15 protein-coding genes are annotated in these 18,008 nt (G+C 44.7%); 7 read left to right on the plus strand and 8 right to left on the minus strand.

Annotated features, from left to right (window positions below; genetic code table 11):
- Positions 1 to 3 precede the first annotated feature (3 nt).
- A complete protein-coding gene (locus P2G54_RS02900) occupies positions 4 to 1,710 on the minus strand; it encodes a GMC family oxidoreductase (protein ID WP_275867997.1) in 1,707 nt (568 codons plus the stop codon).
- 200 nt (positions 1,711 to 1,910) lie between these two features.
- Here P2G54_RS02900 and P2G54_RS02905 point away from each other — a divergent pair, with 200 nt between their 5' ends.
- The 4 genes from P2G54_RS02905 (at position 1,911) to P2G54_RS02920 (ending at position 6,441) form a co-directional block, all read left to right on the plus strand.
- On the plus strand, positions 1,911 to 2,405 hold the full coding sequence (locus P2G54_RS02905) for a DUF1648 domain-containing protein (RefSeq protein WP_275867999.1): 495 nt from the start codon (positions 1,911 to 1,913) through the stop codon (positions 2,403 to 2,405).
- A 61-nt stretch (positions 2,406 to 2,466) separates the two neighbouring features.
- Positions 2,467 to 3,756 (plus strand): M20/M25/M40 family metallo-hydrolase, encoded by a 1,290-nt coding sequence (locus P2G54_RS02910; protein ID WP_275868000.1) that lies wholly within the window; start codon positions 2,467 to 2,469, stop codon positions 3,754 to 3,756.
- A 6-nt stretch (positions 3,757 to 3,762) separates the two neighbouring features.
- Positions 3,763 to 5,628, plus strand: coding sequence for an alpha-amylase family protein (locus P2G54_RS02915; protein WP_275868002.1), 1,866 nt, complete (start codon positions 3,763 to 3,765; stop codon positions 5,626 to 5,628).
- Between the two features lie 12 nt (positions 5,629 to 5,640).
- Positions 5,641 to 6,441: a glycoside hydrolase family 25 protein gene (locus tag P2G54_RS02920; RefSeq protein ID WP_275868004.1), complete on the plus strand. Its 801-nt coding sequence runs from the start codon at positions 5,641 to 5,643 to the stop codon at positions 6,439 to 6,441.
- Positions 6,442 to 6,527: 86 nt separating this feature from the next.
- Here the strand turns inward: P2G54_RS02920 and P2G54_RS02925 are convergent, their stop codons facing one another.
- Positions 6,528 to 8,162, minus strand: coding sequence for a sulfatase (locus P2G54_RS02925; protein ID WP_275868006.1), 1,635 nt, complete (start codon positions 8,160 to 8,162; stop codon positions 6,528 to 6,530).
- A gap of 142 nt (positions 8,163 to 8,304) precedes the next feature.
- Here P2G54_RS02925 and P2G54_RS02930 point away from each other — a divergent pair, with 142 nt between their 5' ends.
- Both P2G54_RS02930 and P2G54_RS02935 read left to right on the plus strand, forming a co-directional pair.
- Positions 8,305 to 9,819, plus strand: a complete 1,515-nt coding sequence (locus P2G54_RS02930) for a Gfo/Idh/MocA family oxidoreductase (protein WP_275868008.1) — start codon at positions 8,305 to 8,307, stop codon at positions 9,817 to 9,819.
- 51 nt (positions 9,820 to 9,870) lie between these two features.
- A complete protein-coding gene (locus P2G54_RS02935; protein ID WP_275868009.1) occupies positions 9,871 to 10,806 on the plus strand; it encodes a TIM barrel protein in 936 nt (311 codons plus the stop codon).
- 36 nt (positions 10,807 to 10,842) lie between these two features.
- On the opposite strand, the gene P2G54_RS02940 is transcribed toward P2G54_RS02935, so the two are convergent.
- On the minus strand, positions 10,843 to 11,997 hold the full coding sequence (locus P2G54_RS02940) for a DUF4221 family protein (RefSeq protein WP_275868011.1): 1,155 nt from the start codon (positions 11,995 to 11,997) through the stop codon (positions 10,843 to 10,845).
- Positions 11,998 to 12,083: 86 nt separating this feature from the next.
- Between P2G54_RS02940 and P2G54_RS02945 the strand changes: the two genes are divergently transcribed.
- Complete coding sequence (locus P2G54_RS02945; RefSeq protein ID WP_275868013.1) at positions 12,084 to 12,308, plus strand: VF530 family protein; 225 nt, start codon at positions 12,084 to 12,086, stop codon at positions 12,306 to 12,308.
- A gap of 82 nt (positions 12,309 to 12,390) precedes the next feature.
- Here the strand turns inward: P2G54_RS02945 and dnaN are convergent, their stop codons facing one another.
- The 5 genes from dnaN to P2G54_RS02970 all read right to left on the minus strand — a co-directional run bounded on the left by dnaN (position 12,391) and on the right by P2G54_RS02970 (position 17,898).
- Complete coding sequence (gene dnaN, locus P2G54_RS02950; RefSeq protein WP_275868015.1) at positions 12,391 to 13,515, minus strand: DNA polymerase III subunit beta; 1,125 nt, start codon at positions 13,513 to 13,515, stop codon at positions 12,391 to 12,393.
- 214 nt (positions 13,516 to 13,729) lie between these two features.
- Positions 13,730 to 15,418 (minus strand): gliding motility-associated ABC transporter substrate-binding protein GldG, encoded by a 1,689-nt coding sequence (gene gldG, locus P2G54_RS02955; protein ID WP_275868017.1) that lies wholly within the window; start codon positions 15,416 to 15,418, stop codon positions 13,730 to 13,732.
- Entirely contained in the window at positions 15,415 to 16,134 is a 720-nt protein-coding gene (gldF, locus tag P2G54_RS02960; protein ID WP_275868019.1) for a gliding motility-associated ABC transporter permease subunit GldF, read from the minus strand. Before gldF ends, gldG begins: the two co-directional genes overlap by 4 nt.
- Positions 16,131 to 17,042 carry a gliding motility-associated ABC transporter ATP-binding subunit GldA gene (gene gldA, locus P2G54_RS02965; protein ID WP_275868021.1) on the minus strand — a complete coding sequence of 304 codons (912 nt, stop codon included), beginning with the start codon at positions 17,040 to 17,042 and terminating at the stop codon, positions 16,131 to 16,133. Before gldA ends, gldF begins: the two co-directional genes overlap by 4 nt.
- 157 nt (positions 17,043 to 17,199) lie before the next feature.
- Complete coding sequence (locus P2G54_RS02970; RefSeq protein ID WP_275868023.1) at positions 17,200 to 17,898, minus strand: SDR family NAD(P)-dependent oxidoreductase; 699 nt, start codon at positions 17,896 to 17,898, stop codon at positions 17,200 to 17,202.
- Between the last annotated feature and the right edge of the window lie 110 nt (positions 17,899 to 18,008).

The raw sequence follows: 18,008 nt of genomic DNA on the forward strand, positions 1-18,008 counted from the left end.
CGCTTAGAGATTCATTTTTTTAAGTTCAGACACCGCATGATTGGCAGCTCGGGCAGTGAGCGCCATGTAGGTCAACGAAGGGTTGACACAGGAAGAGGAGGTCATGCAGGCACCATCAGTAACGAATACATTGGCGCATCCGTGAATCTGGTTATTTCCATTGAGCACTGACGTCTTCGGATCACGACCCATTCTGGCTGTTCCCATTTCATGAATCCCGAAGCCCATTTCGTGCTTGTTGTCAAATTCCATGATGTCTTTTAGTCCAGCTCGCTCCAGCATTTCTTTCGCATCCTGTCGAGCTTGATCGTTGAGGGCAAGTTCATTGGCCTTCCATTCCGCATCGATAGAAAGCGTAGGCTGACCCCATTTGTCCAGAACGTCTTTGTTGAGGTAGACTTGGTTTTCATGGTAAGGAAGACATTCGGAGAATCCAGTGATGAAAAATTCCCATGGCCCGGGCTTCATCAGACTGTCTTTGAAGTCTCCCCCAAAGGCTTCCTGATTGCTTCCCGCTCCCCAGCCTGATCTTCCACCACCACCTTGGAATCCAAAGCCGCGAACAAATTTGTCGGATTGAGGCCCATCTTTCAGATTGACATAGCGAGGAATATAAATCCCGTTGGGTCGGCGTCCCTTGTAGTATTGATCTTCGAAGCCTTCTACCGTTCCCATGGCACCTACGCGATAGGTATGATCCATCAGGTTGTGTCCCAATTCTCCGGAATCATTTCCAAGACCATTTGGAAATCTCGAAGAGGTAGAATTCAATAAAATCTGAGTGGTACTGAGGGTGGAGGCATTTACAAAGACAATTTTTGCCTTGTAGACAATGTCTTCTCCAGTTTCTGCATCGATAATTCGGACTCCGGAAGCTTTCCCTTTTTGCTCGTCATAGACAACAGATTGAACAATAGAAAAAGGTCGGATAGTCAAATTCCCCGTGGCATTTGCAGCCGGTAAGGTCACTGCATTACTGGAGAAATAAGCTCCATACGGACAGCCTCTATCACATCGGTTTCGGAACTGGCATTTACCCCGGCCATTCAAGGGTTCGGTCAGGTGAGCCACACGGCCGATGATCATATTTCTTCCTTTGAATTCTTTTTCTATTCGCTCCTTGACGTGTTTCTCCACACAGTTCAATTCCATTGGAGGCAGAAAGTGAGAGTCTGGCAATTGTGGAAGACCAATAGCTTCCCCACTGATCCCGGCAAATTTCTCAACATGGGTGTACCATGGTTCGATATCCTTGTACCGGATGGGCCAATCTACTCCATGACCATCTTTGGCATTAGCTTCAAAGTCTAGATCCGACCAGCGATACGTTTGCTTTCCCCAAAGCAAGGATCTTCCGCCCATTTGATGGGCGCGAACCCACATGAAGGGCTTGACTTCCGTGTAGGGATTTTCCAGATCATTTGCATGGAAATGCTCATTGAAGGCTCCGATAAACCCGGAACGTCCTCCTTTTGGGTGCTTTGCTTTTTGTTCGGGAGTGAGACCGCCTCGGAGTTCGTGTTCCCAAGGATCAAGCGTCATAGTGGGATAATCCACCACATGCTCTACAATACGTCCCCGTTCCAGAACAAGGGTTTTGAGGCCGGCTTCGCAAAGTTCCTTTGCGGCCCAGCCACCGCTGATACCCGAACCGATGACAATTGCGTCATAGGTCAGGTTTTTATCGGCATCGATATTAAAATTGGCCATAGGTTAATAGGTTTATTGAGAGGATAATAATAGGTAAAAAATGGGGGAAATACAGGTCGGGCGATCAGCGCGTGTATTGAGCTGAAAAAACTTTTAAAAGAGTTCCTTATTTTACTAAAGGCAGAATCAAAAGCTGCTATCTATTTGAAAAAGGGAATTTTAAGTTTAAAATAGGGAAGTCAATCAGTGAAATCTACCAAATGAAAAAAAACAGGATTCACCCTTTTGATCTGATCCTTGATATTCTTGGAATAATCGGAATCCTGGCCCTTTTTGCTATTCCTGCCATTTTTTATCAAGAACTTCCAGACAGCCTGCCAAGACATTTTGGTTCGGATGGTATGCCAGATGCCTATGGGGGAAAAGGGGTGATTTGGGTTTTGCCAATTCTTGGATTCTTCATGTACTTGGTCCTTCGATTTATCAGTACCCTTCCCGAATTAATCAATCTGCCATTCAAAGTAAATCCAAGTGAAGGCGAATCTCAGAAGAGGAAATATGGCAGAATGATTCGAGTCCTGAATGTGGTTCTAATTTTCACCTTTGTTTTTTTAACCTTCAATACAATTCAAATCGGTTTGGAAAATAATACTCAAATCCCTTCAGAGTTCAAGCCTATAGCCTTGCTTTTACTTTTTGGGATTCCGTCAATTTTCCTAATTCCTGATTGGTTGAAATCACGAAAATTTAAATAACACCTTCTATTTGGATTGGAATCTCCTTGTCCCCACTCTCTTTTTAAGCTATTTTTCTGACATGAAAAAAATCACCCTTCTTTTGATTCTTGCGGTAGCACCGCTTTTCACTTTTGCTCAGCAAAAACTGAATAAAGACGAGAAAAAACTCATCGAACTGATTGATAAAAATTACCAAGAGACGGTATCTCTCCTGGAAGAAGTGATCAATATCAATTCCGGATCCCTCAATTTGGAAGGAGTGCGGGAGGTAGGTCGTGTTTTTGAGCGGGAGTTTCAGAAAATCGGTTTTCAAACTGAATGGGTGGAAGTGCCTTCTGAAGTGAACCGGGCGGGTCATTTTGTAGCTACCCGAAAAGGAACCAAAGGAAAGAAACTATTCATGATCGGACATTTGGATACCGTTTTCGAAAAAGACATGCCCTTTTCTCCTTTTACCTGGCTGAATGACAGCACAGCTACCGGTCAGGGTGCCAATGATATGAAAGGAGGCGATGTTTTGATTTTTGCCAGTCTTAAGGCCATGCACCAACTTGGGCTTCTTGATGACAGAACCATTACTGTGTACTTTACAGGAGATGAGGAAAGTTCCGCAGATGTGGAGACTTCAAGAAAAGATTTTATAGCACGGGCCAAGGAACATGAGGTTGCTTTGGCTTATGAGACAGCTCAGGGTTTTAGTGCGGTGACCGTAGCCAGACGTGGTGCAAGTGGATGGACTTTGAAGACAAGTGGAAGACAGTCTCATTCCAGTGGGGTTTTTCGCGAAAGTGTTGGCTATGGCGCCATCTATGAAGCTGCCCGAATTTTGGACGGTTTCCGGGAAGCTTTGTCGGGAGAAAAATACCTGACCTTCAATCCGGGACAGTTTATAGGTGGTTCCGATATCAGTTATGACCCAGTAACTGGAAAAGGAGAGGCCTTGGGTAAAACCAATATTGTGGCAAGGGAAGCCTTTGTTACCGGGGATTTGAGATTTCTGGGAGAGGCCCAGAAAGAAGCTGCCCGTGAAAAAATGAGAGAAATCGTTGCCAATCATTTGAACCAAACCAATGCAGAGATCACCTTTAATGACATGCTTCCTTCCATGGAGCCAAGTGAGGGAAATTATGCATTAGCTTCTATTTTGAATCAGGTGAGCTTGGATATGGGATTTGGAGAAGTGAAACCAGGTGACCCGGGAAGCAGAGGAGCAGGAGATATTTCTTTCGTTGCTGAGTACCTGGATTGTCTGGATGGTCTTGGTGCATCTGGTTCAGGTGCTCATGCCCCGGGTGAAACCATCAACATGAAGCAATATTCGGATTTGATCAAGAGAAATACCATCTTATTATACAGATTGACCCGTTAATCTAAAATGAAAAAATCCCTGGCCCTGTTGACTTGGGTTTTGGCAGCCTCATCTTGCCAAAGTCCAAAACCTCAGCAACCTGCCCTTCACGATATGAGATCTGAAAAAGTAGTCGTTTATCAGGTGTTCACCCGCCTTTTTGGCAATATGAATACTACCAACAAACCCTGGGGAACCAAGGAGGAAAACGGGGTCGGTAAATTCAATGACTTTACAGATACTGCATTGGAGGAAATCAAAAAACTGGGGATTTCGCATATCTGGTATACGGGTGTACCCCATCATGGGGTGATTGGGGATTTTCCGGAAATCGGGGTGAGTTCGGATGATCCGGATGTGATCAAAGGCCGGGCTGGTTCGCCTTATGCCGTAAGGGACTATTACCAGGTCAATCCAGATTTGGCGGAAGATGTAACAAAGCGAATGGAGGAATTTGAAGCCTTGATCGCCCGTACTCATAAGCATGGAATGAAAGTGATTATCGACATCGTTCCAAACCATGTTTCCCGGCACTATGAAGGAAAGAATAATCCGGCAGGCGTCCGGGATTTCGGTGCGGACGATGATAAAACCGTCGAATACGCTAAAAACAACAACTTTTACTACATCCCTGGAGAAGCTTTTCAGGTACCCGAACCCAAAAACGGTTATCAGCCTTTAGGCGGAGAAAAGCATCCCTTGGCTGACGGAAAATTTGACGAAAATCCAGCCAAATGGACCGGAAACGGTTCCCGTTTGGCTCAACCGGATTTCTACGATTGGTATGAGACGGTCAAAATCAATTATGGAGTAAGTCCCGATGGGAAAAAGGATTTCGACGAACTCCCGGCAGGAGCCGATTCTTTGGATTGGAAAGCGCATTATGAATTTTGGCAGGGGAAGGAAGTGCCGGATTCTTGGATAAAATTCAGGGACATCACTCAGTTTTGGCTAGGCAAAGGCGTGGATGGATTCCGCTTCGACATGGCCGAGATGGTGCCCGTAGAGTTTTGGTCCTACCTCAATTCCCATATCAAAAAGACTAATCCGGAAGCATTCCTCTTGGCGGAAGTGTATAATCCCAGCTTGTATCGGGACTACATCCATAAGGGGAAAATGGATTACCTCTACGACAAGGTGGAGCTCTACGACACCCTGAAGCATATCATGCAAGGTCACGGTTCCACGGATAATCTGGTGCCGATTTTGGAAGGGCTAAAAGACATCGAGCATCACATGTTGCACTTCTTGGAAAATCACGATGAGCAGCGGATTGCCAGTCCGGAATTTGCCGGAAATCCCTGGAAAGCCATGCCTGCTATGGTGGTTTCGGCGACCGTTTCCACTTCTCCGACGATGATTTACTTCGGACAAGAAGTCGGCGAACCCGGAGCGGAGGATGCAGGCTTTGGAGATCCGAGCCGAACCTCGATTTTTGATTACATCGGCGTGCCCCAGCATCAGAAGTGGATGAATGGGGGGAAGTTTGATGGAGGGCAGCTTTCAGACAATGAAAAAGCCCTGCGGAATTACTATTCCGAGGTGCTGAACTTTACCCGAAACAGCTCCGCACTGATGGGAGAATACCTAGAGCTTCATACGTTCAATCGGCATGAAAATCCAGACTATACGAATAAGGCTTTTGCTTTTGCCCGCTGGGATGAAAGTCAGAAGCTGATTGTAGTGACAAACTTTGACGAATTTCAATCGGTGAAAACCACCTTGAAACTTTCTCCGGACCTATTAAAATCTTGGAATCTGGAAAAAGGAGAGCGGGAGCTCAGAGAGTTGATGTTTGGGAAAAAGAAGACTATGCTGCGAGTGACTGACACGGGCGCTGAGATCGATTTGGAATTAGGTCCTTGGGAGTCGGCGGTTTTTGAGGTAAAATAAGGTTTTCAAAATATGCCCCGAAAAAAGGCTTCCAATTCTTGGATTTGGGTAATTTTCCTAATCCTTTTGACCCTGATTGGAGGTACGATTTTTCTTGTCAAATACAGTAAATGGATTAAACGGGAACTATCAGACTATACCCGGAAGACGCCACCCTGGACCGAAACACTCAAATTTGAACAAGTATTTAATCATTTTCAGAATGGGATTCTAGGAGTTGACATTTCCCAGTACCAAGGAAAAATTGATTTCAAAAAGTTATCCCTTCAAATCAAAAATCATCCTATCCAATTCTTAGTTTTTCGTGCTACAATGGGAGATGATGGGTTGGATAGAAGGTTTAAGGAAAACTGGGAAGCTTCCAAAAATTTACCAGTAGTCCGAGGGGTTTACCATTATTATCGCCCTAATGAAAACAGTACCCGGCAGGCGGAGAATTTTATCCAAACTGTCAAATTGGAATCGGGCGACCTAATCCCGGTTTTGGACATAGAAAAGCACAGTACCATTCAATCTAGAGAACGATTGCGGCAAGGAATCAAAAATTGGTTGAATCTGGTGGAAGCCCATTATGCAGTAAAACCTATGATCTATACGGGTGACCGGTTTTTCTGGGAGGTACTCCATAATCAAGGATTTGACGAATACCCAATTTGGGTAGCGAATTATAACCGGGTTTTAGAACCTGAAACCAAAAATTGGGTGATTTGGCAGTTTTCAGAAAAAGGGAGTATAGAAGGTATTGGAGAGCGAATAGATTTGAATATCCTGCGTGGCGGAAGGTTCCAATTTCATAAATTGAAAATGCCTTAACTGCAAAGCTTTTTAATCCAGTTTTGCACCTAGTGACCTAGCGCCCCACTTCCCGAAAAATCAGTCCTAAAACTTATTACGCCAAGTTAATCCAATACCCGAGTAATCTCAGCTGCCTCATACCCTATCCGATGGGTATTCACATAGAGTGAATCCCCTGCTACAGCTTCAAACGGCCCGGTGTAAATCTTCCAGGAATCAGACGTTGATTTTCTCCAGCCGATCAAAGCAGAGGGAGTTGGGCAGTTTAAACTGACTTTACCCTCAGAAAAACTTATTTCAGCAGCTGAAGTAATCGGCGGATTTTCGGCTCCATTCCACATAGCTTTCACCATTTCCATTTCATTCATCGCTCCCTTGTCCCCATACTTAGCGATCCAGTCCTCATGTGCTTTTCGCAGCTCTTTCAATATATTGGCATACTCAGGATTGCCAACCAGATTGGTGAACTCCCAAGGATCATTCTGGGTATCGTAGAGCTCTTCCTCGGGTTTACTTTTAGCAAACCATCGGGACTGATTTTCATTCAATGCTCCCTTTTCATTCAACTCCAACAAATGCACCATCAGGGGATTTTGGAGTCGGTAGCGGATATTTTGATAATTGGATTTCTCAGGCATGTAATTTCGGATGTATTTAAATCGCCCATCAGAAACAGCCCGTACCCGGTCGTATTCAGAGTCCATCCGATCCCTGGCGGCATAGATATATTTCCGAGGCTCGGCTTTTTGCTCTCCCAAAAAGGCCTGTCCCTGCATGCTTTCAGGAATGGGAATTCCCGCCAACGAAAGGAGTGTTGGTCCAAAATCAACAAAGCTGACCAATTCCTCGGTGTTGGTTCCACCTTCCAGCCAAGGAGCTTTGACCAGCAAAGGCACCTTCAATCCCCGATCGTACAGTTCCCGCTTAAAATAAGGCATCCCATCCCCGTGGTCAGAGTAAAAGAAAATGATGGTTTTGTCATAGAGTCCATCCTCCTTGAGCTGCCGAATCACTTCCCCAACTTGCTCATCCATCCGCATTACATTGGTTATAAAACGGGCAATTGTTCGCCTCGTAATGGAGTCATCCGGGTAAACCGGAGGTACAGTCACGTCCTTTGGGTCCACCAAAAGGCTATCCTTGCCTTCCCTAGCCCAAACTTGGGATTCGTGAGTAGTCGTGAAATTGAATATTGAAAAGAAAGGTTGATTGGGATCTTTGCGGTTCCTCCAGTGGGCTTTGTTGCTGCTGTCGTCCCACATCATGACTGGACTTCGGAACTGATAGTCCTCTTTTGAGTTGTTGGTGACATAGTATCCGGCTTGACGTAGGTAAATCGGATAGGGTAGCATTCCTTCAGGCAATACTGTTGAGTACCCTTTGAATCCCGGAGGATAGGCATCCCCTGCAGCTTGGGATGGGGCCAAAGTACGCATGTGCATGGCTCCAATGGAAGTTTGATAAGCTCCCGTGATCAAAGCTGCCCGGCTGGGAGCGCAGACACCTGCAGTAGAAAAAGCATTTTGGTATTGGAGAGATTCGGTCGCCAAAGCATTCAAATTGGGGGTCCTACCCCCGGTACCCCAATAGCTTTCCAGATGCTCCGGAGACATATCCTCACAGACTATCCAGAGAATGTTGGGTTGTTTGGGGAAGGTGGTTTTTGGTTGGGTCTCTTGGGGTTTTTGACAAGAAAAAATAACCAAGCCAAGAAGGAAAAGGATTAAACTGAATTTCATAGGTTAATGGGTTAGAGTGAGTTTAAGATATTTATTTTTATTGAAAACCCAGTAATCACTTTTGACTGGTCTGGAGCTAATTAGTGGTTGGATTACTGATTCTTACTGGGTAAATTCCCTTTTCCACCCAAACAACCTTACCATGCCCAAGTCAGAAAAGCTCAATCGCAGGGAGTTTATCAGCTCTGCGGCTACAATTGCAGCTTCTATCTCTATTGTGCCTTCCTCAGTAATCGCCGGGACAGGCCATATTCCCCCTTCTGACCAACTGACCGTAGCCAATGTAGGCTGTGGGACCCAAGGTCTGAGGGAAATGAGCAGCCTCCTTACCAATCCCAAGATCAGAGTTGTAGCAGTCTGTGATGTGAATAAATTCTCCACAGACTATATCGATTGGTCTCCGTATGGAATCCGAAATGATATTCGAAAAACCATAGGGGATGATTCCTGGTGGGAAGGAAAGCCGGGCATTCCCGGTGGACGGGACATAGGGCAGGAGTATGTGGAAAAATACTATGCTAAAAACAAGGCCTCTGGCAAGTACAAAAGCTGTGTGAGCTATGAGGATTATCGGGAGCTTTTTGCCAAGGAAAAAGGAATCGATGCAGTCAAAATCATGACACCCGACCATACCCATGCTCCCATTGCTCTGGCAGCTATGGATGCCAAAATGCATGTGGTCACCCATAAACCCATTGCCAATCGGCTTTTGGAAGGAAGAAAGGTTATCCAAAAGGCTAAAGATTCAGGATTGGTTTCCCATCTCCTAGCTTGGTCCGATCGGCCTGAATATAGACAAATCAAAGCGTGGATGGATGCCGGTTTGATCGGAGAACTCCAAGAGATCCACAACTGGTCTTATCGACCTGTTTGGCAGCAATGGACCAAAATACCTACAGAGGCTCAGCCTATCCCTGAGGGATTCAACTGGCAGCTTTGGCTGTCATCAGTTCCGGATATGCCTTATCATAAAAACTACACACATAATGTCTTTCGAGGCTGGTATGAATTCGGTGGAGGATCGGTAGCAGATATGGGGCATTACAGTTTGTTCCCACTGTTTGAGACCTTGGGAATTGACCGAAGCCCCGTGTCGGCTAGGGCTTTTGGTACTACCACCAGAGAAGAAATCAATCAGGTGTATCAATGGGTGAAAAATGATGTTGCCTTTCCGGCAAGCTGCCTGATCAAGTGGAAATTCCCAGAGCAGGAAAGCTTACCCGGTTTTGATCTTTTCTGGTATGATGGGGGTATGAAGCCCTTTGCCTGCGAAGAGTTGGAGGAGGATGGAAATGACACTCCTGAGGAAGGACTTTTGATCGTAGGCAGCAAAGGAAAAATTCTGGGAGGCTTCAGGGGAGAAAACCCTGTGCTACTACCTGAATCGAAAATGATGAAAGGGAGAGATTCTGAGCGAATTAATTCCCGCGAGGTAGACCGAAAAACCGATCAATGGGTAGAGGCTATGCTGGAAGGGAAACAGACCCCGGGTAGCTTTACCCGAGCCCAATGCATTACGGACACCATCAATTTGGGAGCGATTGCCTTGAGAGCCGGAAAAAAAGTGGATTTTGATTCCAATCTGGTCAAAATCACCAATGATGAAGCTGCGAATCAGTTCTTGACCAGAGAATATAGAAAGGGATGGGAAATTTAATTTCTGTTTCTTGGTCCTTTAAACTTACAATTAACTCTTAACCTAAATAAAATGACAAACCGAAGAAATTTCCTTAAAAACGCAAGTTTGGCCACAGCGGCACTTGGACTGGGATTGCCTCAATTGAGCTTTTCTATGAATCGTGCTGATGTCCCTTTCAAAATCTCCCTTGCGGAATGGTCTCTCAATCGACTGATTTTTGGAAAACAACTTGATCACTTGGATTTTCCTCTGGAAGCTAAAAAGCACGGAATCCATGCCGTGGAATATGTGAACCAGTTTTTCATGGATAAAGCCCAGGACATGGCATATCTCAAAGAAATGAATACCCGCTGTGAAAACGAGGGTATCACGCAGGTGCTGATCATGGTGGACCGTGAGGGAATGCTTGGTGCCCGCTCTGAATCGGACCGCATGAAAGCCGTGGACAACCATAAAAAATGGATTGAGGCAGCTAAGTTCCTGGGTTGCCATACTGTCCGCGTCAATGGTTACTCAGACATTGCCTGGTCTCAAAACCCTGCGGATGCAGCCGAAGCCTCCAAACTTGTCAGTGATGGTATCCGAAAAGTCTGTGAGTTTGCAGAGCCCCACGGGATCCATATTGTGATCGAAAATCATGGAGGATTCTCTTCCAATGGTAAGTGGCTGGCAGAAACCATCCGAAATGCAGATCACCCACTTGCGGGCACACTCCCTGACTTTGGTAATTTCCGAATCAGTACGGTAGATGGGAAGGCGATTTCCTATGACTCCTATCGGGGCGTGGACGAACTCATGCCATTGGCGACAGGAGTGAGTCTCAAGCCTAAAGTTTGGGATGATGCAGGAAATGAATACGATTTGGATTACGAGCGTATGATGAAGATTGTCCTGTCCCATAACTATCACGGTCATGTGGGCATTGAGCATGGAGAGAAGGACCGGGAGTGGGAGAGTATTGTTGAGATCCGGGAGATTCTGGAGAAACTCCAAAAGTCCATGTAAGGAAAGAGGCTACTCGATTTGGGTAGCCTCTTTTGTTTAGTTTTCTTCTAAAGTGATCAACTCAAATTTCAATTGATCCTCTTCGTTTTCCGGATTGTCGGGATGGTTTAGGGAAAGATAAAGTCCTTTTTCTCCCACGAAAGAATTATCAGGGAGGTAGGTTCCTGCTTCAAAAAGAGACTCTGTAAGAAGATTTAACTCATCATCAAAGACCATGACCACAAAAGGTCCGGGATTGGTTCTCAAAGCGTTCAATTGTTCATCCGATTCAATAGGGATCGTCGGAAAACCAAACCGATAATATACATTTCGATAAGAATCATAAAGGATGGAGCCATATCGTGAAGATGCACGTGAATATCTGGTAAATTCTTCTGGGGAGCTATCTGCATTAAAACTGGGGAGAATATCATCCAAATAAGTGCTTTTCGCATCTATGAATTGAATAGGAGTATCATAGGAAGAAGAGTGAAAAAGGCGATGATCTCCCAATAAGGAATAGACAATCTTGTCCTTACCCTGGGCCCTGCTATAGTCAATCACCTTTTGTCCCGTGTGTAAATAATCTGAAGGGAAGAAATGGTTAAAAAAGTTTGTTTTCCCAGTGGTCAGATCAATTTGATATCCCATAGCCTTGGAAGAGAGCTCTTCACCGGTAATTAGCCGGATATTTGCACCAAAACGGTGGTTTACTGCTAGGAGATTTCCATCGATTACAGGAGGTGAAATCATATAGGAATTGTGGACAAATGCCGATCCGCCTTCATCCGGAATTTGATAATCTATTCGTTGCTGAATCTCACCATCCGAATTCACCAAGTTGATTGTAGAAGTAAAGGGAGGATTAAAAAGAAAAATACTATCCAAAGAATGAACATGGAAACCAAATATTGGTCCCACGCCATTTGGACCCTCATTGTCAAAGCGGAGGTCCTTAATTTTTAGACCAGTTTCAAAGTCATAAATCTGGAGGCTGTTGAGATTCCAGATGACATTGAAAAGGTATTCCTTTTCTCCTTTGAAGTATTGCAAGCCCTCACTGATATTGGGGGTTTGGTCATCAATTGGGAAGGAGATTTTTTCTCCGGAGGGTGTCAAAGCCCAGGTTAATTCCTTTTCTTTCTTTTGGCAGGAAAAAGAGAAGCCAATAAAAAGGAGCAGGAAAAAGAATTTTAAGGTAAACTTGTGCATGCTAAAAAGGTTTAGCTGCTAAACTAAATCTTTTTCTTCAAAAAAATGGTTTAAAAAACTAGATCCCCACTCTCCCTAAAAACACTATGGAACATCAGCCCAATAATCCCCTTCACGGACTTCGTCTTGATACCATTTTGGAACAATTGGTAGCGCATTATGGATGGGAGGAACTAGGGGAACGGATCACCATTCGTTGCTTTACCCATAATCCTTCGATCAAATCCAGTCTTACTTTCTTGAGAAAAACTCCCTGGGCAAGAGAGCGGGTTGAAGGCTTGTATTTGAAGATGCTCAGGGATACGAAATAACACTTGAGGTTTTTCAACCCTCAACGAATAAAAAAGCCCGAATCATCGATCCGGGCTTTTGCTTTATGGTTTGTGGTTAAGATTATACGTAGTTGTTGAGCATCACTGGCATTACCAGCATCAGGATGTCCTCATTGTCGTCCTGCTCAGCCGGAAGGATCAATCCTGCACGGTTTGGAGCGGAGAATTTCAGACTAACTTCCTTGCAACTCAGGTTGTTGAGCATTTCTACCAGGAATTTGGCATTAAAGCCGATTTCGATATCCTCTCCATCGTGCTCACAGGAAAGACGCTCATTGGCTTCATTGGAGAAATCCAAGTCTTCCGCAGAGATCATCAATTCTGATCCGGTCAATTTCAATCTCACCTGATGGGTGGTTTTATTCGCATAGATCGCAATACGCTTCAAAGAGCTCAACAAATCCTGACGGTCAATAGTCATGATATTTGGATTGTCAACAGGGATTACATTTTCGTAATCCGGGAAACGCTCGTCTATCAGACGGCAGATCATTTTGATGTTGTTGAACTTGAAATAGGCATTGGACTGGTTGAACTCCACACTTACCGGAATGTTTTCGGATGGAAGAGTAGATTTCAGCAAGTTCAGCGCTTTACGAGGGATGATCAGGCTAGCAGCATTGGAGGATGCTACATCTACTCTTCTGTAGCGCACCAATCTGTGTCCGTCAGTGGCTACAAAGGTAGTGTTGGTTGGGCTTAAGTTGATATAAACCCCGGTCATTGCTGGTCTCAATTCATCTGAACTGGTAGCAAAAATCGTATTGGAAACTGCTGAAGAAAGCACCTCAGTGGACATATCCACAGTAGTGGCATTGCTTACTGTAGGTATTTTTGGGAAATCCGTTGCGTTTTCACCGGCCAATCGATAGCGTCCGTTGTCAGAGCTGATTTCCACCGCATAGGTGTCATGATCGATGCTGAAAGTCACCGGCTGTTCAGGCAGGTTTTTCAGGGTGTCAATCAGGATCCTTGCAGGCACTGCGATATTTCCATCCTCCTTGGCTTCCACGTGGATTTCAGTGATCATGGAGGTCTGCAAATCCGAAGCAGTGATGGTCAACACACTATCCTTGATTTCAAAAAGAAAGTTTTCAAGAATAGGAACTACTGGATTGGTAGTGACTACACCGTTGATCGCCGAAAGCTGCTTGAGAAGGGCAGATGAGGAAACAATAAATTTCATATGTTATTTATTTATTTTTCAGAGGCCATATGGAATCTCGCTTGACAAATGCTCATTAGATAGTGTGCATTTGGGACCCGCTTGATTTCATATCGTAGGGCTTATAAATAGTTTACTTTTTGGAATGGGGGTAAATTTATAAATAAAATCGAATTGGTAAGGAGGGAAGCAGCATTGATTGGAAAATAATTCCCATCATTTTAGCCTTTTTTCCCTAGTTTATTTTCTTGGAATACTTTCGCTTTCTCCTTGTTGAAATCAAACCACCAACTACGATCAATACAAGCACAGGAGCCAGTACATTCAAAGTCTGCCAATATGTTTTTTGCTGGGCGGTTTTGACCTTGTTCAAAGGCCTGATTTGTAATGTCCTCGTCCGGGTCGAAATGATTCCTTCTGGATTTTGAAGGTATTGGGCAAGGTTTTTCAAAAATAATTTGTTGGCAAAAGTCGTCTGGTTGAATGGGTCTTCACCCAAAGTCAGAGGAGCACCCGATTGAATCGCTTTTTGACTTTGGAACAATTCCCCGTCCCCGATCACGACTACTTTTCCGGTACCGTTTTCTTTGAACTCATCTTTCGAAAATCCTTCTGGCAGGAATCGGTTTTTAAACAAAGATGTAAACTCTCCTTCCAGTAAATAGGCCAAAGGAAGATTTTGAAGGGGAAAATCCTTGACTTCGGGTTGCCTGTCCAAATCACTGAAGGCTACCCGAACGGGAGCAGGCAAAATTCTGGAAAAATCTGAAGTGAAAAGTAATGGAGTTTTTTTGATCCCCTCTGCCATCACCGTGTCCAGGGATGACGCAAACCTAAAATACACCACGTCCAGCCCTTTTGTGATCGGGTGCTGCTGCACACGGGAGGCCTGAATATAAAAGGGCCAAGGCAGTGGAACCAGCTGTTCCTGGTTGCCAAAATTGCCGCCCATTACAGGGAAATACCCAAAATTCAGGTCTTGGATCAGGTCATTGTTGATCCGGATTCCGTATTTGAAAAGAAGATTTTCCAGTCCGTTTTCCAAAGGCATTGCGAATGTTCCTTCTCCTCCAGCCTGTTCCACATCCACTGACACGCCGTCAGCTAAAACGACCAAATTTCCACCTCTTAGCACATATTGATCCAGAAGGTAAACTTCCTGTTCTGAGTAGCTTTCCTGAGGTCCTTCAATAAATAGAACACTGAAGTTTTGGAGGTCTTCCACCTTTTTGGCCTGTTCCATCGGGACTTTGAAAATCTCGAACTCTCCATCCAATGCCTCTACCAGTCCGAATCCTTCGTCCTCCTGCATTTCGCCATGCCCCATTAGAAGGGCTATGGCAGTGGAATTGGGATTAATCAATTTCCGGATGGCATTAGCCAATTCGAATTCCAGGTTTTCGATGGAGGAATTTAGAATTTGGTCCTCGTTCATCCCTCTTTCTCCTTTGAGGATCAGCGCGCCGGTTTCATAGGTGTCATCACTTACCAAAATTCCGGGGAAAATCAGTTGGGCCTCCTGCCCGGTATTTCTTGCAATGGTTAAATTGGTGGGATTGATCCCGTAATCGACCAAAGAATAAATAAACTCTTCCTGTAGGGAATCCACTACACTCAATGGATCAAAATAGGAAAAGCTGATCTTCTGATTTGAGTAGGCATTGAAGGTACGTACGGTTTCCTCAATGGATTTTTGAAGTCTGCGCATTCCTCCGGGCAGGTTTTGTCCAGTAAGCAATATGTCTACGTGGAGGGGCTGGTCCAGCTGATCCAAAAGTTGCAAGGTAGCCGGGTGCAATGAAAAGCGCTTTTCTTCCGTCAGGTCTATTCTGAATCGGACTAGATTGGCCAGGAGAAATAGCAATACGATTCCTCCAAAAAGAAACAAAATTGATCGGGACTTATGGATTCCGGGCTTTTTCATTTGCTTTTCAAAATCAAAATGGAAGTACCCAAAAATGTCCAGATCATACCGAGGAGGAAGAAGATATCTCTGCTGTCTACCACTCCTCTGCTCAGACTGTTGTAATGATAGCTGAGGCTTAGTTCTTCAATCCAAAAGGCTAGGTTTCCTGAGAGCATTTCTGCTAGGGCTGTAAACCCGAAATACAGAAGAAAACATAGAAATACCCCCAGCACAAAGGCAACCACCTGCTGGGACGTGAGACAACTTGCAAATAGCCCCACTGAAGCAAAGGTCGCTCCGATCATAAGTAATCCTATCCAGCTTCCAAAAAAGCCTGCAAGGTCCAAGTTACCAGGAGGGTCTCCCAATTGACTGATGCTATAAGCATACAGAAGGGTGGGTAGAATTGCCAAAACAACTAAGGAGACCAGTGCCAAATATTTTGCCAGGATGATCTGCCAAAGCGATAGGGGGGAGGTTCTCAATAATTCCCAGGTTCCGTTTTTTCTTTCATCAGCAATGGAGCGCATGGCAATTGCCGGAACCAGAAAAGTGAAAACATAAGGAGTAAAGGAAAAAAGGGCTTCCAAATCGGCATATCCATATTCCAAAACTGAGGATTCAGGGAAGACCCAAACTATCAGGCCCAGAGCAACCAGGAACAAAGCCAAAATCAGATAACCGGTAAGGCTACCAAAAAAGGCATTTATTTCTTTGAAAAAGAGACTTTTCATGTTGCGCTTGTGATTTCTCTAAACAGGGTTTCGAGATTCTTTTTCTCTTGATTGAGGCTGATCAGATTCAGGTTTTTTTGGGCCACAATCTGCATCAAAGCCTTGCGGGCTTCGGCAGGATCAGAGGTAGACAGGATCAGTTCCTGATTACCTTTTTTCCCAAAACTGCAATTTCCAAGACCTTCAAACCACTCCAATTCCAAGGATTCTTGGGTTTCCAGAATAAGCTGGGTTTGGGTAGAGGAGGCTTTCAGCTCTGAAAGGGGGCTTGCAGCTAGGGTTTTTCCTTGGTTGATGATGACTACATCTTGGCAGATCGCTTCCACTTCCTGCATGATATGAGTGGAGAGGATCAGCGTTTTGTTCTCGGCAATCTCACGGATTAGGTTTCGGATATCCACAAGCTGATTGGGGTCAAGTCCTGTGGTAGGTTCATCCAAAATGACTACTTCTGGGTCATGAACCAATGCTCTTGCCAAGCCAACTCTTTGGCGGTAACCTTTGGAGAGCTGGCCGATTTTTTTGTGCTGTTCTGGGACTAGACCTGTTTTGCGAATCAGAAGATCCACTCTTTCTCGGATTTCCGAGGACTTCATGCCATAGATCCCCCCCGAAAATTCCAAAAACTCCCGTACATACAAATCCAGATATAAGGGATTGTGTTCTGGAAGATACCCGATTTTGGAACGGGTTTTTTTTGGGTTTTCCAGTGTGTTTTCACCCAATATTCTTACTTCTCCGGAATCTGCGGAAAGATAGCCCGTGATGATTTTCATGGTAGTGGATTTTCCTGCCCCGTTGGGTCCAAGAAAACCCAAGATTCTCCCAGGACTGGCCGAAAAAGTCACCTCATCCAGTGCTTTCTGAGTTCCGTACAATTTGCTTAATCGGGAGACTTCTAAAGACATAGGCAGAAAAAGAGACCAACCGGGAGTTCACCCGCATGGCATGGGCAAAAACCCGGTTGATAAGGTCTAAGGCAAAAATAGAGAATGCCTTTTGAATGGCAAGTATTCAGGAAGTAGTTTTCATGAACCAATTTTGAATTACATGCCGATTATCCTCTTATTTTTTACCTTTTGGACGCAATGGCCTGCATTCTACATCTGCTACAAAGTAATTGGGATGTGTTTCCAGTGTTTGCACGATAGTCAGGGCAACATCCACAGGGCGCATCATATTTTCGTGAGCAGCCATACCAGGGATTTCGTCAAAGAAATTGGTCTGAACCGAACCTGGGTAAATAGTGGAAACTTTAATACCGAAATCTCTCAGCTCCAAGTATAGGGAATGAGAAATACCTCTCACGGCATGTTTGGTGCCTACATAGCCAGCAAAGTCCTTTACTCCGTTTAGGCCAGCAATGGAAGCTACGTTGATGATGTGTCCTTCGTCAGCCTCTTTCATCCCAGGGATCAATCTTTTGGTGGTGTAGAAGATTCCGTGGACATTAGTGTCAAACATAGCTTTCCAGTCATCTGAGGAGAAGGTTTCCAATGGTCCCGCTATTCCAAAACCTGCATTGTTGATCAAAATCCGGATATCTCTACCAAGCTTTGCAACGGTGTCTTGGAATGCTTTTTCTACTTGTTCCTCCACCGCTACATCGCAAGTGAAAAAATGGAAGTTTTCATGCTCCAAATCCGGGGTATTTCGTCCCCAACCCGCTACAGTTACTCCTTTGTCCAATAAAAGTTTTACCACTTCCAGGCCAATGCCTTTGCTTACGCCAGTGACTACGGCTATTTGATTTCTAAGATCCATATGAATTGATTTTATCTATAAAAACAGAAAAGGCTCAAAGAGTTCTCTTTGATTCCAAATTCTTCCATTTATCCAAAATTTAAATTTGCCCAGAGTCAAATTTTTTACCT

The organism is Algoriphagus sp. CAU 1675 (assembly GCF_029222925.1).
Taxonomy (GTDB): domain Bacteria; phylum Bacteroidota; class Bacteroidia; order Cytophagales; family Cyclobacteriaceae; genus Algoriphagus.

Bases quoted from the DNA above. Each gene is read 5' to 3' on its own strand.
- P2G54_RS02900 (WP_275867997.1), bottom strand. From the start codon at position 1,710: ATGGCCAATTTTAATATCGATGCCGATAAAAACCTGACCTATGACGCA.
- P2G54_RS02905 (WP_275867999.1), top strand. From the start codon at position 1,911: ATGAAAAAAAACAGGATTCACCCTTTTGATCTGATCCTTGATATTCTT.
- P2G54_RS02910 (WP_275868000.1), top strand. From the start codon at position 2,467: ATGAAAAAAATCACCCTTCTTTTGATTCTTGCGGTAGCACCGCTTTTC.
- P2G54_RS02915 (WP_275868002.1), top strand. From the start codon at position 3,763: ATGAAAAAATCCCTGGCCCTGTTGACTTGGGTTTTGGCAGCCTCATCT.
- P2G54_RS02920 (WP_275868004.1), top strand. From the start codon at position 5,641: ATGCCCCGAAAAAAGGCTTCCAATTCTTGGATTTGGGTAATTTTCCTA.
- P2G54_RS02925 (WP_275868006.1), bottom strand. From the start codon at position 8,162: ATGAAATTCAGTTTAATCCTTTTCCTTCTTGGCTTGGTTATTTTTTCT.
- P2G54_RS02930 (WP_275868008.1), top strand. From the start codon at position 8,305: ATGCCCAAGTCAGAAAAGCTCAATCGCAGGGAGTTTATCAGCTCTGCG.
- P2G54_RS02935 (WP_275868009.1), top strand. From the start codon at position 9,871: ATGACAAACCGAAGAAATTTCCTTAAAAACGCAAGTTTGGCCACAGCG.
- P2G54_RS02940 (WP_275868011.1), bottom strand. From the start codon at position 11,997: ATGCACAAGTTTACCTTAAAATTCTTTTTCCTGCTCCTTTTTATTGGC.
- P2G54_RS02945 (WP_275868013.1), top strand. From the start codon at position 12,084: ATGGAACATCAGCCCAATAATCCCCTTCACGGACTTCGTCTTGATACC.
- dnaN (WP_275868015.1), bottom strand. From the start codon at position 13,515: ATGAAATTTATTGTTTCCTCATCTGCCCTTCTCAAGCAGCTTTCGGCG.
- gldG (WP_275868017.1), bottom strand. From the start codon at position 15,418: ATGAAAAAGCCCGGAATCCATAAGTCCCGATCAATTTTGTTTCTTTTT.
- gldF (WP_275868019.1), bottom strand. From the start codon at position 16,134: ATGAAAAGTCTCTTTTTCAAAGAAATAAATGCCTTTTTTGGTAGCCTT.
- gldA (WP_275868021.1), bottom strand. From the start codon at position 17,042: ATGTCTTTAGAAGTCTCCCGATTAAGCAAATTGTACGGAACTCAGAAA.
- P2G54_RS02970 (WP_275868023.1), bottom strand. From the start codon at position 17,898: ATGGATCTTAGAAATCAAATAGCCGTAGTCACTGGCGTAAGCAAAGGC.